The sequence below is a fragment of the Cryptosporangium sp. NPDC051539 genome (assembly GCF_044454545.1).
GTDB lineage: Bacteria > Actinomycetota > Actinomycetes > Mycobacteriales > Cryptosporangiaceae > Cryptosporangium.
In genome coordinates, this window is record NZ_JBITDV010000012.1 from 142,340 (window position 1) to 157,496 (window position 15,157).

Here is a 15,157-nt window from a genome sequence, read left to right on the forward strand (position 1 = left end):
TCCGCCACCCCGGCCCGTCCGCCACCCGCCCGCCGTGGAGTGCTCGGGCGGGGCCGGGGGCAGCCGGACGGCCGCGGGGCTGCGGGTCAGCACGGCGCGATGCCCGAGTAGGTGATCGCGGAGAGGCGCCAGACGCCGTCCGCGCCCAGGACGAGCGTGGCGCGCACCGGGTTCCTCGCCTCTCCGCGGGTGACCGGAGCCCCGGTGGCGGCATCGGCCACCCCCGAGGCGTGCGAGTCGAGACATCCCTCGACGAGTGCCAGGCCGCCCTGCACGCGCACCGACGATTCCCGCGGCTCGTCGCGTCCGTAGTTGCGCTGCCCGGCGGCGTCCAGGGTGGTCCAGTTCCGTAGGAGGTGGCTCAGCTCCGGCTCGGTGGTCACCGGGCCCAGCAGTCTTTTCCGCTGCTCGGCGGGGGCCGCGGCGGCCACCGGAAGCACGTCGGTCCAGAACGCGCGGTACTGGGCCAGCACCGCCGCTTCTGCCGACTCCGTCGCTTCCGCCGCCTCCGGCGCGGAGGGCGCGGGGGGCACGGGCTCCGCCGACGCTGCGCTCGGGCCGGGCACCGCAGGGGAGCGAGCCCCTGCCGCCGTCGGCCCACTTGCCGCCGTCGGTCCACTTGCCGCCGTCGGTCCACTGGCCGTCGGTGGGAGCGAGCCGTACTGCTCGTGCCCCCCGCATCCCGAGACCCAGAACGCCGCCACGGCGACCGACCCCGCGACGATCGCCCGCCCGGCCCCTCGCGGCGCGGCCCACGGCCACGGCACCGCCCCGGGTCGCGCACGCCGAGTCATCCACCCACGGTAGCGACGTCGCTATGCCCGCGTATCAGCTATCCACAGGCCAGTCGGCCAGCGTGGACTCGAACCTGGTCCGCACCAGATCGACCAGCTTGTCGACCTCGTCGCCGGGCCAATCGGCGGTCTCGATCGGGTCGAGAACGGCCACGTCCACCGTCCCCGGATGCACCAGCAACGAGTCGCGCCACATCAGGTCCCCGGCGTTGCGGATCACGATCGGCACGATCGGAACGCCGGCCTCCACCGCGAGGTGGAACCCGCCTTTCTTGAACCTTCCGAGCCTCGGCGTCGGAGACCGCGTCCCCTCCGGGGCGATCGCGATCGACACGCCGGACCGCAGTTTGTCGACCGCGGGGGCCAGCGCCGCGCGGCCGCGGCCGGCCGACCGGTCCACGTAGGCCACGTCCAGCAGCGCGCCGATCGCGGTGAACCGGGGGTCGTTCCGCGCCTCTTTCTTGACGACCGCGGTCACGTCCCGCCGGATCAGGCTTCCCAGCACGCCCAGATCCAGGCTGCTCTGGTGGTTGAACATGAACACCGCGGGCCGACGGGCCCACAAATTCGACTCGCCGACCACGTTCAACCGCACTCCGGCCAGCGCCAGCGCCAGATCGGGCCCGAGCGACCCGGCCAGGTTGGCCGCCGTGGAACGCGACCGGCTCAGCACACCGACACCGACGCTCAACCCGACCGAGCCCAGCAGCGCGCCCAACGCGACCGAGGTCCGTACCAGCGGCCCGACCCCGAACCGCGACCCGGGCGGCGAGAGCCGGAGCACCGGCCAGTCCTGCACCAGCGCGGCCGCGGGCAGGTCGCCGTCCGGGTTCAGGGCGACCGGATGCCCGACGGCCGCCAGGAACGGCACGTCCTCGGCCCCGTTCGAGTACGCGTAGGACTCCGCCAGCCCGACCCCGGCCCGATCCGCGAACGACGACACCGCCCGGGCCTTGCCGGCTCCCCAGAGCGTGCCGCCGTCCAGCTCGCCGGTCAGCATCCCGTCCGCCACCTGATGGCGCGTGCAGAGCACCTCGTCGAACTCGAGGTCGCGCGCGACCGGACAGGCCTGGAACCAGGTCGCCGACGTCGCCATCACCAGCGTGTGACCGGCCCGCTTGTGCGCCTCGACCAGCCGGCGGGCGCCCGGATAGATCAGCCCGGCGATCTCCTGCCGGAACAGGCGCTCGCCCCACTCCTCGAGGTCTTCCTCCTGGCGCCCGGCCAGCGCCCGGACCGCGAACGCGGCCAGCGCGTCCAGGTCGGCGCCGCGCAGGCGCATGTCGAGCGCCAGCCCGAGCGTCTGGCCGAACTCGAGCAGGCCGACGTCCCGCTTCCGGATCCGGTCGCGGTAGACGGTCACCGCCGTGTACCCGTCGATGAGCGTCCCGTCGAGGTCGAAGAACGCCCCGACGGTCGGGCCCTGCGGGCCCGCGGCGATCTCCGCGAGCCGATCCTCGAGCTTCACGGCCGGGACACTCCCGGCCGCCGGGCGCTCACCGTGACCGATCCCGGGTACCCGGGTGCTCCGCCGTCGACCGCCTCCGTCTCGGATCCGTACGCCACCCCGCCCGCTGCCTCGTCCGCGATCGGCCCCAACGCCGCGTCCGCCGGATCCAGCGGTTCGCCGAGCGCCAACGCCCGCACCCGCCGCACCCGGCGTACCCAGCCCTCGATCTCGTCCGCGAACTTCTGCCGGGCGACCTGCACCTCGTCGCGCCCCGGATCCACCAGATCCCGGTTCGCCGCGAGCTTCAGCGCGGTCGCGAACAGCTCCCCGGAGATCGACTCCGAGCTCGCGAGCTGCTGCTGCATCCGGAGCTGCCGGGCGACGTCCAGACACTCCCGGGTGAAGGCCTTGGCCTCGACCGGCGTCCGCGGATCCCGCGCCGCCAGCCGCTGAGCCACCACCCAGTACGCCTCCAGGAACGGCTGCAGCACCCGGTGCGCCAGGTGCACCCGCAGCGACGCCAGCAGCGTGGCCGCACCGGCCGGGTCGGACGTCCGCGACCTCCAGTCCGGATCGATCAGCTCCAGCTCCCGGTGCAACTCGGCCCGGAACGCGTCCTTGTCGCTGAAGAAGAACTCGAACTTCAGCAGATCCCGCAGCGCCAGCGCCGCTTCCCACCCGTAGTCCAGCACGGAAGCCCCGGAAACCGACCGCTCCGCCACGGCCTGCAGCATCAGCTCCGCCACTGCCCGCGTCACCAGGAAGTGGATCGCGTTGTTGCGGTAGAACGCGGCGACCAGGTGCTGGTCCGGCCCGACCCGGTACACCGCCTCGGTGCCCTTGTCGAACCGCTCCACCACCCCCGACGAAGCCAGCTCGTCCAGCACACCCCGGACGCCCTTCTCGTCCGCCAGGCCCAGCCCGTCCGCGGTGGCCAGTCCGCGCACGGCGAAGTACGAGACCAGCGGCGAGAGGACGGCGGAGACCTCGGACACCGTGAGCGCCCGGTCTTCGATCCCGAGCAACGCGAGCGTCACCAGCGACCGCGGCATCACCGGCGTCGCCTCGTTGATGCGGTGGCTGACCTCGAACGCGGTCTTCTGCACGGCGAGCCGCTGATCCGGCTCATCGGCCAGTGCCGCGCGCAGCGACAACGGCTCACCGAACCGCACCTGCACCGAACCCCGCTGGGTGTCCTGCGCCCGGTTGAACTTCAGCAGCCAGGAGAAGCTCTCCGGCGCCTTCGCCGCTCCGTGCGCCTCCTCGGCCATGATGCCGACCTCGTAGAGCTGGTCGTAGCTGAGCGAGACCGGCACCAGATAGACGTCTTCCGCGCCGCTGGAGCGGAACGCTTCGGCCAGGTACGTCAGCAGCCCGTAACGCGGCGGACGGAGCTTCCCGGTCCGCGACCGGCCGCCCTCGATGTACCACTCCAGGTTGAAGCGCTTCGAGATCAGGTAGCCCATGTACTCGCGCAGCACCCAGCGGTACACCGCGTCGTCGGCGATGCTGCGCCGGATGAACACGTAGCCGCTGCGCCGGATGAGCGGGCCGATCGGCCAGAAGTCGATGTTGACGCCGCCCATCACGTGGTTGAGCGGCAGCCCGTGGGCCAGCAGCGCCGGGCGCAGCACCAGCGGGTCGAGGTACGACCGGTGGCTGGGCAGGAACACCAGCGGGTACTTCCGCCCGAGTTCCCGCAGCTCGTCGGCCTTCGAGTCGTCGACCGACACCCGGTAGGCCCGGGAGAAGTACCGCCCGAGCCGGTTCCAGGCGTCGATCGCGGTGCGGCTCTGCGTCGCCACCATCTGGTTCAGCGCGGCCAGCGCCCGCTCGTAGACCTCGTCGACCGGCAGGTCCAGCTCGTCGGACAGCCGCTCGAGGCCGGTGCGGAACCGCGGCGAGGCGGTGATCTCCTCCACTACGTACTGGGCCACCTTGTACTGGCTCCCGATCAGCGCGCGTTCCGCGCGGTCGAGCGCCAGCACCGCCTGACGGCGGACGAACGACTCGAAGTCGCCCTTGCCCGCCTGCCGCTGCCAGCGCTCCCGCAGGTCGTCCACCGTCGCCGGCTTGCCCACGATCACCCGGCAGCGGTCGGGCCGCAGCTTCAAGATCAATTTCTGGACGCTCTGCCGCGAGCGCCGTGCGCCGACCCGTCCGACCGTCGTCCGCAACCGTGCCAGCGGGGTGTCGTCCCCGTCGGCCGGAAGCCAGGCCACCCGAACCGGCGTCACCAGCAGACCGTCGGTCAGCATCGTGTGCAGCCGCTCGTCGGTCAGGTCGAGCACCAGGCGGCCACCATCGCCGGCCGAGTCTTCCAGCTGCTGGGTCAGCCAGGCGGAGATCGCCTGCCGTTCCGGCGGCGTCTCCGACTGCACCAGGTACAGCGTCCCGGCCGGGACGGACTCACTTCTTTGATCGGGCACGGGTTCGTCCCCTCCGTCCGAGCTTGAGAACTTCGTCGAGCCCCTCGGAGAGGCACTCCAGGAACAGGTCGGGCTCGGTCACCGCGGCGGTGTCGATCGTGACGCCGATGCAGCAGACCCCGGTGTGCGAGACGAGCGTCGCCATCACGCCGCAGCCGGGAGCCGGTGCGAACGGGAACATCCGGTCGATCCGCGCGCCCGCCATGTAGACCGGCACCGGGATCCCGGCGACGTTGCTGGCCTGCAGGTCGATCAGCGCGGTCTGCGCGAGGTACCAGCGGGCGACCGCGGCCACCGGCAGCCGGGACAGCGCAGGCGCGGCCATCGACAGGACGTCGGCGGCCGGCTCGTTCCGGGCTTCCAGCACCAGTTCGCGGATCCGCCGGATCCGCTCGGCCGGATCGGCCACCCCGACCGGCGCCGCGAACCGGGCGACGCCGAACCGGTTGCCGCCCATCGGGTCGGACGCGTCCCGCAGGCTGATCGGCATTCCGATCGGGAGCAGCTCGATCGGGGCGCCGAGCTGCGCGTGGTACCGGCGGAACCCGCCGAGCAGCGCGGCCAGATAGGCGTCGTTCAGCGAGCCGCCGACCGATTTCGCCGCCGCGCGCAGCTCCTCGACCGTCGTCTCCAACGTCCCGAAGCGCCGCCCCAGACCCCGCGAACGCATCAGCGGCGACGGTGGGCAGGCCGGTGGCGCGGCCAGCCGCAGCAGCGACTCGGCGAACCCCAGCGCCGCGCTCGGGTCCCTGGCGGTCTGGGACGCGAGCTCCATGCCCGCGCGCGCAGCCGAAACCGCCGACGCGGGCAACGTCCGGACGCGTTCGACGACCTGCTCGCGGAGTGCGTCGAGCCCGGTCAGGTGCTCGGGCGGTGGCGGCAGCGCGGTCGGCTTGTCGGGCGTGGGCTCCCGCCTACGGCTGTGCAGCAGCGTGACCAGCTGCATGCCACCCATGCCGTCGGTGATGCTGTGGTGGGTCTTGAGCAGGTAGATCGCCCGGCCGTCGTCCAGACCCTCGACGAGCAGCGCCTCCCACGGCGGGCGGGCCCGGTCGAACGGCCGGTCGACGATCGTCCGGCAGAAGTCGAGCGCGGCCTCGAACGTCGACGGCGGAGGCAACTGGATGCGCCGCAGGTGGTAGTCGAGGTCGAATTCGGGGTCGACCGACCAGACCGGCTTACCGAGCCCGAACGGCGGGTCGACCACCCGCATCCGGAAGCGTGGCACGACGCCGAGCGCCCATTCGTGGGCGGCGACCAGCCGGCCCCACTCCGGAGCCGTGTCGAGCACGTCCACCGCGGCGATCGTCGACCGTAACCGCGGTTCGGCGGTCTCCAGCCGCCACATGCCGGCCTCGAAGTCCGACATCGTGCGACTCGCGCCCCAGCCGATCGTGCCGTAGTCGACGTCGACCGCACTCGGTGGGAGCTGCGGTCCCGCCATCGCCACCTCCCCCGGAACGGACGCCCTATTTCGGTCGTCCGCGCCCAACTCTGCTTGCCGTCGATGTGGCGCGCAACACACTTGGCGAGATCGGTGGGGTTCGGAGCTGCAGCACGGTGTCGCCCGGTGCCCGGCGGGCGAGCTGGGCCGGCCGTTCGGACCGGAGATCCGCGGTGTCCGGGCACGTGTTCCGGTGCGCGACCGCCCCCGGGTCGCGGTAGGCCTCGGGGAACTCCTCGAGGATCTCGCTGAGCGCGGTCTGCAGCCAGGCGACCGCGGGCTCGGCGAGGCCCTGCCGCCGCCCGGCCCAGAGCGTCCAGGCGGTGAGCACGGCCGGCATCGCGTTCCGCGCGGCGGCGTCGAGCACCGCGTGCTCGGGGACGTCGACCAGCAGCAGCTCGTCGAGCACGCCCGGACCGACCCGGGCCGGATCGTCGGCGGCGTTCAGCGCCCGGTCGACGAGCAGCCGGGCCCAGCGCTCGGCCAGCTCGAAGTCGGCCAGATCGGCGGCCTCGGGCGAAGACAGGAACTCCTCGATCAGGACGTCCGGGTGCGGGGCCGGTTCGGGTCCGAGGATCTCGATGCTCGGCGGGAGCGTGCGGACCCGCGCCAGCGCCAGCGCCCGGTGCGGCGCGAACTCGTCGTTGACCCGCGGCTCGACCCGGCCGTCGGTGGTGCGGAACGCGCGCTGCAGCCGTCGCCGGGCGACCCCGGGCTCGATCGGCTCCAGGAACGCGACCGGCGTCGAGCCGAGCTCGTACTGCAGGTCGGCCAGGCTGCCGGCGACCGCCTCGGTGAAGAACACGTCCTTCGCGATGCCGCCGAGCGTGTAGTCGATCAGCACCAGCATCGCGTGCTCGGTCTCGCCGCGGCGGAACGCGCACAGGATCGTCTCCTGGTCGCCGTAGACGTCGCCGTAGTGCCAGCACTCGCCGGACGAGATCTCCGGCACAGCGGTGGCCCAGAGTGGACGCGGTGCCCCGATGCGGTCGGCGGCCGCGGCGGCCGCGCGCCGGGCCGACCCGCTGCCGGCCAGGGTGCCGAGCGCGGTCAGCGCCACCAGCGCCGCCCCGTCGTCGGCCTCGGCTTCGGCCGCTTCGAGCCAGGCCCCGACGAACGTCTCCTCCGCCGCCGGATCGCCGTCGGTGGCGGCCCACACCGCGCCGAGCACGTCCGAGCACCACAGTTCCGCCTGGATCGGATCGTCGGCGTCGACCAGATCGCCCGCCTGCCGGAACAACAGTCGTACGAGGTTCTCCGGCAACGCGTCGGACGGGCGAGACTCCAGGGGTGGGGCGAGGGACAGGTGCGACGGCTTACGCCTCATGGAGCGGAATCCTTCCACCGATTCGCGTGCTCGTACGACGACGCCCCGGTAGTAACTGGTAATCGTAGTTTTATACGAGAAACCAGGACCTTTGCGATACCGACGCGTATTAACGCGGAAGGAGGGAACTAGGCGTTCCCCACCAGGACACCCGGAGCAACTCCCGAGTTCGGGTCGCGGCGACGAACAGCAGTGACCGTTCCTGCTGGACGTCCATCAGGTAGCCGAGCGGGTCGTCGTCCTCCGGGGTCAGCGCCGACGAGTCGGGCACCGTGCCGGCGTTCACCCCGATCAGCGCCACCCGCCGGAACTCCAGCCCTTTCATCGCGTGCATGGTGCCGACCGTCACGTCGTCGCCGAGCATCGCGCGGGCCCGGTCGGCGACCGCGGGCGTCCGCGCCGCGACGCCGATCTCGTCCGGCGCGACGCCCTCCGCGCGCCACTCCGCCACCGCCTCGACCAGCCCGGCGAACTCCTCGGCCGCGGTCGGGTAGCCGACCACCTCCGGCGCGGCGCCGTGCCGGGCCGAGCGGTAGCCGCGCATCGAGTCGATGCCGCCGCTGAGGTCGTCCGAGTCGGTCTCCTCGAGCACCCGGACGGACCAGTCGAGCACCTCCGCGGTCGTCCGGTGGTTCGCGGTCAGCCGGACCGTCCGGTCCTCGACGTCGATCCCCAGTCCCGCGAGGTGCACCCGGTGGCCGTGGATGCGCTGGTGCGGGTCACCGATCAGGAACAGGTCGTCGGGGCCGGGCGCGACCACCGCGCGCAGCAACCGCCACTGTGCCGGGTGCAGGTCCTGCACCTCGTCCACCACCACGTGGGCGAACAGCCTTTCCGGCCGGCGTTCGAGCACTGCGGCGGCTTGGTCGGCGACGGTCAGCGGGGTGCGGACGCCGGTCGCCAGCAGCACCCGGCTCGCTTCGGCCAGGCCGGGCCAGAGCTGCTGCTTCTGGGCGGTCGTGAGGCGCTTCCCCCGGCCCCGGCGCTCGGCCGCGAGGTAGGTGTCGGGGTCGGCGATGCGCTGGGCGAACACGACGTTCTCCCACTCGCGCCGGAGGAAGTGCGGGCCGTAACGGCCACCGGTGCGCCGGGCCGCGTCGGCCCAGAGACGTTCCTGTTCCGCGTCGGTCACGTACCGGAGTGGGCCCTGCTCGGCGCTCACCACCTCGTCGGCCAGCCGCCCGAGACCGGTCACGCGTACGGTGGCGCGCGCCCGAGCGTCCAGCAATTGGGACAGATCGCGGTCGAGTGCGCCGGCCAGTTCGTCCGAGAACGAAGTGAGCAGCACCGGGCCCGCGGCCTGGGCCACCAGGTGTTTGACGCGGTGCAGCGCGACGACGCTCTTGCCGGTGCCGGGACCGCCGAACACCGTGGCCGGTCCGGGGAAGGAGTGCCGGTAGGCGACCGCCTCCTGGGCCGGGGTGAGGAAGATCCGCTGGCGCGACGGCGGGATCGCGAGCAGTGCGAGCAGTTCGGCCGGGCCGTCGACCAGCGCGATCCGGCCCTGCGAGCGGCGGATCGCGGTCGCGAGGTCGTCCGGGTCGAGCGGGTCGGGACGCTCGGGAGCGTCGAGCGTGAGCCCGTCGCCGAGCAGATGAAGGGTCGTGTACTGCGCTTCCGGCAGGACGTTCTCGAGGGTCCGGAGCTGGTCGGAGTCGCGGATCGTCCTGGCGATCGCCAGCACGTCCGGGCTGAGGCCGAGCGCTCGCAGACGCTCGTCGCTCAGCCGGGCGAAGAGCAGCGACGATGCCTCGTCGGCGTCCTTGCGGTAGGCCGGGAGGAGCCTTTCCAGCTCGTCCACATCGGTGATCTCGAGCACCCCGGACGCGCCGTTCACCGATACCGCGGACCGCCTCGCGAAGTCGGTGGCCTCGTGGGCCGGCCGCAGGCCGAGCAGGAGCGGCGGGTCGGCCCGCACGACGACGGCGGAGAGCCGATCGGTCAGGGCGACGGTCCGCAACCGGTCGTCCCGGGCCCCGGCAACGGGCTCGGGGGACAGCTCGTGGGTCAGCTCGCGGGCCAGCGCGGCGCTGACGGCCTCGCGCCGGGCCGGGTCGAGCCGTCCGAACCGATTGACGAAGTCGACGTGCACGGCTAGGAGCGTCACACCCCGAGCCTGCCATGCCCGGTCTCGTCAAATCGATCTGGTACACACGGACACATGGCGAAGTTGAGCACGATCCTCGACCAGGTCGACGCGGGATCGATGCTCTTACCGGAGTTCCAGCGCGGGTACGTGTGGAACCGCGATCAGGTCCGCGGGTTCATGCGCTCGCTCTACCTCGGGTACCCGGTCGGATCGTTGCTGGTGTGGGAGACCGACACCACCGACAAGGCCGTGCGCGGTGGTCCCGGCGGCGGGATCCGGCAGTTGCTGCTCGACGGCCAGCAGCGGGTCACCTCGCTCTACGGCGTGACCCGCGGGCAGCCCCCGGCGTTCTTCGAGGGTGACCCGGCCGCCTTCACCGGCCTGCGGTTCCACGTCGCCGAGGAGACGTTCGAGTTCTACGCACCGGTCAAGATGAAGGACGACCCGCTCTGGATCGACGTGACCGACCTGTTCGTGCGCGGGGCCGAGCCGCAGATCGAGCGGTTGTCGGTGGACGCGAAGAACTGGCAGTACGTCGGCCGGTTGATGAAGCTGCTCAACCTGCTGGAGAAGGACTTCCACGCCGAGCAGATCACCGGGCCCGACAAGACGACCGACGTCGTCGTGGAAATCTTCAACCGGGTCAACTCGGGCGGCACCAAGCTCTCCAAGGGTGATCTGGCGCTGGCCAAGATCTGCGCCGAGTGGTCGGGCGCCCGTCCGACGATGCGGTCGTACCTGCAGCGCTGGGCCGACGAGGGTTACGACTTCAGCCTCGACTGGCTGCTGCGGAACGTGAACGCGGTCGCGACCGGCCGGGCCCCGTTCTCGGCGCTGGACGACGTCTCGGCCGACGAGTTCGAGCAGGCGCTGACCGGCGCGGCCGAGCACATCGACCTGACGCTCGACGAGATCGCGTCGCGGCTCGGGCTCGATCACGCCCGGGTACTGCCCGGACGCCCGGCGATCGCGGTGCTGTCCCGGCTGCTGTCGGAGAACGGTGGCGAGTTCGCGGACGGCGCCCAGCGAGACAAGGCGTTGTACTGGTACGTGCACGCGGCGTTGTCGGGCCGTTTCGCGGGCTCGACCGAGACGTATCTGAACCAGGACCTGGCCACGGTCTCCGGCCGTAACGGCGTCGACGACCTGATCGCCCGGCTCGAGCGCTGGCGCGGCAACTCGCTGGCGATCACGCCCCGCGACCTGGAAGGGGCCGGAAAGGGGGCCCGGTTCTACCCGCTGGTGTACCTGGTCTGCCGGGTGCTGGGTGCGCGTGACTTCGCGTCCGGGGTGGAGGTGGCCGCCTCCGCGGGTCTGCAGGTGCAGCCGCTGTTCGGGAAATCGTTGCTGTCGCGCGCCGGGTACCGGCCGGCCGAGATCAACGCGATCGCGAACTTCGTGCTGGTGACGCCGTCGGCGGCCCTGCAGGTCGCCCGGCGCCGTCCGGCCGACTACCTGGGCCGGGCGGAGGCGGCGTTCCCCGGCGTGCTGGCGTCGCACGCCCTGCCGAACGACCCCTCGCTGTGGCGGGTGGAGGCGTACCGGGACTTCCTGGCCGCTCGGCGCGAACTGCTGGTGCAGTCGGCGAACTCGATCCTGGAGGGTCTGCGAACCGGGGAACGGGTCGACGTGCGACGGCTGCCGCAGGTCGTGGTGCGGGCCGGCGGTGAGGACGAGATCGACATCCGGGCCGAGGAGGTCGGGGCGCTCGTCGAGGAGTTGCTGCAGCTCGGGCTGGCCGCGCCGGAACGGGATTCGGAGATTCCCGACCCGGAGACCGGGCGGGCGCTGTCGGTGGCCGAGGCGGTGTGGCCGGACGGCTTGCAGCCGGGACAGGGCGCGCCGGTGGTGCTGGAGCTCGATCCGGACGACGCCGATCTGCCGCGGATGGCCGAGCTCGGCTACGAGGTGTTCACCTCGGTGGAGGCGCTGCGCGGCTACGCGTTGAGGCGCAACCGCGAGGCGGGCGGCACCCCGGAGGGTGCCCCGGCTCCTCCGGCCGTGTTGCCGGCTCCGGTCCGGCCGGCCACGGATCCGGCGCAGGAGTTCCACCAGGCGATGGCGACGATCTACCAGCGCGCCCGCGACGAAACCGGCTACACCGCGACCTACCTGCTCGCGATGCTGGCCGAGGACGGCGGCGTCGAGACCGCGAAGCGTCTGGTCGCGTCGGCGACCGTGAGCACCGGCTTCACCGAGCTCTGGAAGAAGGGACGCCTCGATCTGACCGTCGAGGCCCTGGTTCTCGATCCACGCTTCGCCGGGTTGTTCACTCCGGACGAACTCGACATCGCCCGCGGCCGGTTGGCACAGTTCGATTACGTCACCGGCTAATTTCTGGGGCAGGATGTGACGCGGGAGAACGGAGTTCCGCGGTGGACCAGAGAACCATTGCGCCCCCGGCGCCCGAGCGGGATCCCTCGGATCACCTGATCGGCCCGCAGCCGGGCAGCAACAAGCAGACCGTGGTCGTGATCGCCGTCGTCTCGGTGGTCGTGATGGTCCTGGCGATGGTGACGATCATCCTCGCCGGGCTCTCGTTCCTCCGCTCGAACGAGCCGGTACCGGCCGAGCCCGCGGCCAGGAGCTACACCGGATCGCTGGCCGTGCCGCTGCGGATCGTCCCGGTGGTCGGCGTCACGAAGGAGTCCTGTTCGGACGGCTCGACCCGTGGGCGCACCGGCGAGTGCTACACGCTCGGCACCGGAGGGATGACCGTGGTGGTCCTCGAGCGGCTGAGCACCGGCATCGAGAACGACGCCTGGGTGCTGCAGGTGCGGTTCTCCAGCGCCGACACCGTCGCGTTGCGCGCACTGACCTCGACGAACGTCGGCAAGCAGGTCGCGCTCGTCGTCAACGGCACGGTGCTGATGGCGCCGAACGTGGCCTCCCCGATCACCGGGGGAGAGCTCCAGATCGCCGGCAACTTCACGAAGAACGACGTCGACGCGATCTTTACCGAACTGACGAAGCGCTGAGGACGCGGTCGAGCTCTCCTCGGAGGGCCCGGTCGATCGTCCGGCGGGAACGGGACGCCGTCCTCCGCGGGCGCGGCGCCAGCACGACCTCGTCGCCGACCACGATGCCGACGTCGGCGTAACCGCACTCCAGCAGGCAGAGCTCGCTCGGCGGTTCGGTCAACCGCAGCGCGACCGGCGCGAACGCGAGGCAGGCGCGGGCGATCGACAGCGACTGCCGCCACGAGCCGTCGACCGGAATCAGGACCCCGTTCAGCGACGGCGGACCGTCGTCCCGCGGGGAGACCACCACGGTCACCTCGGTGTCGAGCAACCGGACGCCGCTCACCGGGGTTCCCTGCCAGCCGAGGACCTGAGTCACGCCACTCCTTGGGTACGAGGGCCGTCGAACCGGAAGACGTCCCCCGAGGTGCGGCCGTTCAGTAGTGGGATCGCCCACGAAGTTTCGGGTGAAATCTTCATTTTTGCGAGGCCCCGCCGATGGCTGAGTGTAAACCGCGACGGAGGTGCCTGAGAGAGGAACCCGCGCATGCCTGAGGCTGCGGTGACTTCCCGCCCCCCGGTGACACTCCGCCCGGTACTGGGCGTACTCGATCGCCTCCGGACGACCTCGCGCCTCGGCGTGGTGATCGTGCTGCTGCTCGTGCCCGGGCTGATCGCCACCGTCGAGTACTCGCTGAGCGAGCACGAGCAGATCGCGTTCTCCGACGCCGAGCGCGACGGCGCCCACGTGCTGAACCCGACGCTGCACGCGCTCGCCACCGTGGTCGGCGGTGGGGACCTCGACCTCACCGCGACCGAGCGGGCCGCCGGTGAGGAGTCACAGCTCCGGCTCGGTGACGAGGTCGCGGCGATCCGCGCGGCCGGTGGTACCGGTACGGCGGCCGGGCGGCAGAAGGTGGCCGAGACGCTCGGCGCGCTCGCCACCGAGATCGGCAACGCGTCGAACCTGATCCTCGACCCGGATCTCGACTCGTTCTACGTCATGGACAGCCAGGTCGTGCAGCTACCGCGGATCCTGATGGCCGCGGCCTCCGCCGCCGCCACCGGCCCCGCCGGCAGTCCGGAGCTGATGTCGGAGCGCGCCGTGCTGGCCGGGGAACTGTCCACCGCGGCCGAGGCGCTACGCGCCGACGCGAAGACCGCCGTCGCGCACACCAAGGCGCCGAGCCTCGAGGCCCGGCTGGCGGGCCTCGATTCGCTGGCGGACGCCACCGACGCGCTGGCCGCCCGCCTGACCGCGTCGCTGACCGGCACCGGCGCCGATACCGGTCCGGTGGCGACCGCCGCCGCGGCCGCGATCGACGACTCCGAGCAGGCGCTGGACTCGCTGCTGCAGACGCGGATCGACGCGCGCTCGGCGGCCCGCGCCCGCATTCTCGTCGTCACCACGGTCGGGTTCGTGCTCGCGTTCTGGCTGGCGTTCGCGGTCTGGTGGCGTTCCCGGCACGATGTCGCGCTGGTGCTGACCGGTGTGCGGGCCGTGGCGGCCAGGGACACCAGCGAGCACGCGTTGCCGACCGGGCGAGACGAGTTCGGCGACATCGGCCGCGCGCTCGAGCAGGCCCGGCAGAACCTCGCCGAGCAGGATGCCGCGCTGGCCGAGGCGAGCCGCAGGCAGGAGCAGGCGGCCAAGGAGAACTTCGCCCAGCAGCGGCGGGCCGAGAAGCAGGCCCGGCAACTCGCCCAGCAGCTCATCGAGGAGAGCGTCGCCGCGCTGACCAGCGAGCTCTCCGACGTGGCCAGTGAGGTGGAGGCCGTCCGGGGCTCGGCCGGCTCGATCCACGAGCGGGTCGGCAACGCCGACGAGGCACTCCGCGGACTGCTCTCCGACGCCGGCAACGCCGACTCGGTGACCACCGCGCTCGGCGAGCGGCTGCAGCGTGTCGCCGGGATGACCAAGCTGATCGCGTCGGTCGCCGACCAGACCAAGCTGCTCGCGCTGAACGCGACGATCGAAGCGGCCCGCGCCGGCGACGCCGGCCAGGGTTTCGGTGTCGTCGCGAACGAGGTGAAGGAACTGGCCGCGACGACCGCGCGCTCGACCGAGGAGATCACCGGGACGATCCAGGCGCTGGAGCGCGAGGCCGGCGCGGTGTCGACCATGATCAGCGCGATGACCACCGGCATCGGCGGCGTCGATGCGGCGACCGGCGCGCTGCTCGACGTCGCGAACCAGCAGCAGGCGACCGTGGTCAGCATGGATCAGCGGCTGGCCAGCGCGCTGGACCGGGTCCGGGGGATGGCCGACCTGCGGAAACTGATGGAGCGCCGCGCCGACGAGCGGATCCCGGTCAACGGCACCGGGGTGTTCACGGCCGGCGGGCACCGGTACGAGGTGGACCTCAAGGACGCCAGCGAGGGCGGTGTCCGGGCGTCGTTCGCGCCCGGAGAGTCGGTGACCGCTTCCGGTGGGCGGCTGGAGCTGCCGATCCCCGGCGTGCCCGAGCTCGAGGTCGACGTAATCCGCGGCGGCACCCCCGGAGGCGAGGTCGCGTTCAGCTTCCGCAATCCGCCCCGATCGGCATTGACCCATCTACGGGCCTATCTCGACGCCCAGATCTGACGAGAAGTCCCGAGTGTGTGCGGCGTCACGTTCCGGGTCGTCACGTTCGGCCGCGCTCGCGGGTCAATGAGGCGAGGACG

The 15,157-nt window shown here is 72.0% G+C and carries 10 protein-coding genes; 3 read left to right on the forward strand and 7 right to left on the reverse strand.

Annotated elements, in window-relative coordinates; translation table 11 throughout:
* Positions 1 to 86: 86 nt before the first annotated feature.
* The 6 genes from ACIBZJ_RS32775 to ACIBZJ_RS32800 all read right to left on the reverse strand — a co-directional run bounded on the left by ACIBZJ_RS32775 (position 87) and on the right by ACIBZJ_RS32800 (position 9,551).
* Positions 87 to 533: a hypothetical protein gene (locus ACIBZJ_RS32775; protein WP_395936574.1), complete on the reverse strand. Its 447-nt coding sequence runs from the start codon at positions 531 to 533 to the stop codon at positions 87 to 89.
* A gap of 295 nt (positions 534 to 828) precedes the next feature.
* A complete protein-coding gene (locus ACIBZJ_RS32780; protein WP_395936576.1) occupies positions 829 to 2,262 on the reverse strand; it encodes an HAD-IB family hydrolase in 1,434 nt (477 codons plus the stop codon).
* Complete coding sequence (locus tag ACIBZJ_RS32785) at positions 2,259 to 4,673, reverse strand: glycerol-3-phosphate 1-O-acyltransferase (RefSeq protein ID WP_395936578.1); 2,415 nt, start codon at positions 4,671 to 4,673, stop codon at positions 2,259 to 2,261. Before ACIBZJ_RS32785 ends, ACIBZJ_RS32780 begins: the two co-directional genes overlap by 4 nt.
* Positions 4,654 to 6,117 (reverse strand): wax ester/triacylglycerol synthase domain-containing protein, encoded by a 1,464-nt coding sequence (locus ACIBZJ_RS32790; protein ID WP_395936580.1) that lies wholly within the window; start codon positions 6,115 to 6,117, stop codon positions 4,654 to 4,656. The genes ACIBZJ_RS32785 and ACIBZJ_RS32790 overlap by 20 nt, the downstream gene beginning before the upstream one ends.
* 25 nt (positions 6,118 to 6,142) lie before the next feature.
* Positions 6,143 to 7,444, reverse strand: a complete 1,302-nt coding sequence (locus ACIBZJ_RS32795; protein WP_395936582.1) for a hypothetical protein — start codon at positions 7,442 to 7,444, stop codon at positions 6,143 to 6,145.
* Positions 7,445 to 7,553: 109 nt separating this feature from the next.
* Entirely contained in the window at positions 7,554 to 9,551 is a 1,998-nt protein-coding gene (locus ACIBZJ_RS32800; protein ID WP_395936584.1) for a UvrD-helicase domain-containing protein, read from the reverse strand.
* A gap of 54 nt (positions 9,552 to 9,605) precedes the next feature.
* On the opposite strand from ACIBZJ_RS32800, the gene ACIBZJ_RS32805 reads away from it, so the two are divergent.
* Positions 9,606 to 11,867 (forward strand): DUF262 domain-containing protein, encoded by a 2,262-nt coding sequence (locus ACIBZJ_RS32805; RefSeq protein WP_395936586.1) that lies wholly within the window; start codon positions 9,606 to 9,608, stop codon positions 11,865 to 11,867.
* Positions 11,868 to 11,908: 41 nt separating this feature from the next.
* Positions 11,909 to 12,511, forward strand: coding sequence for a SecDF P1 head subdomain-containing protein (locus ACIBZJ_RS32810; protein ID WP_395936588.1), 603 nt, complete (start codon positions 11,909 to 11,911; stop codon positions 12,509 to 12,511).
* On the opposite strand, the gene ACIBZJ_RS32815 is transcribed toward ACIBZJ_RS32810, so the two are convergent.
* Positions 12,489 to 12,872 (reverse strand): hypothetical protein, encoded by a 384-nt coding sequence (locus tag ACIBZJ_RS32815; protein ID WP_395936590.1) that lies wholly within the window; start codon positions 12,870 to 12,872, stop codon positions 12,489 to 12,491. The genes ACIBZJ_RS32810 and ACIBZJ_RS32815 overlap by 23 nt on opposite strands.
* Before the next feature lie 168 nt (positions 12,873 to 13,040).
* Between ACIBZJ_RS32815 and ACIBZJ_RS32820 the strand changes: the two genes are divergently transcribed.
* On the forward strand, positions 13,041 to 15,077 hold the full coding sequence (locus ACIBZJ_RS32820) for a methyl-accepting chemotaxis protein (protein ID WP_395936592.1): 2,037 nt from the start codon (positions 13,041 to 13,043) through the stop codon (positions 15,075 to 15,077).
* Positions 15,078 to 15,157: the final 80 nt, after the last annotated feature.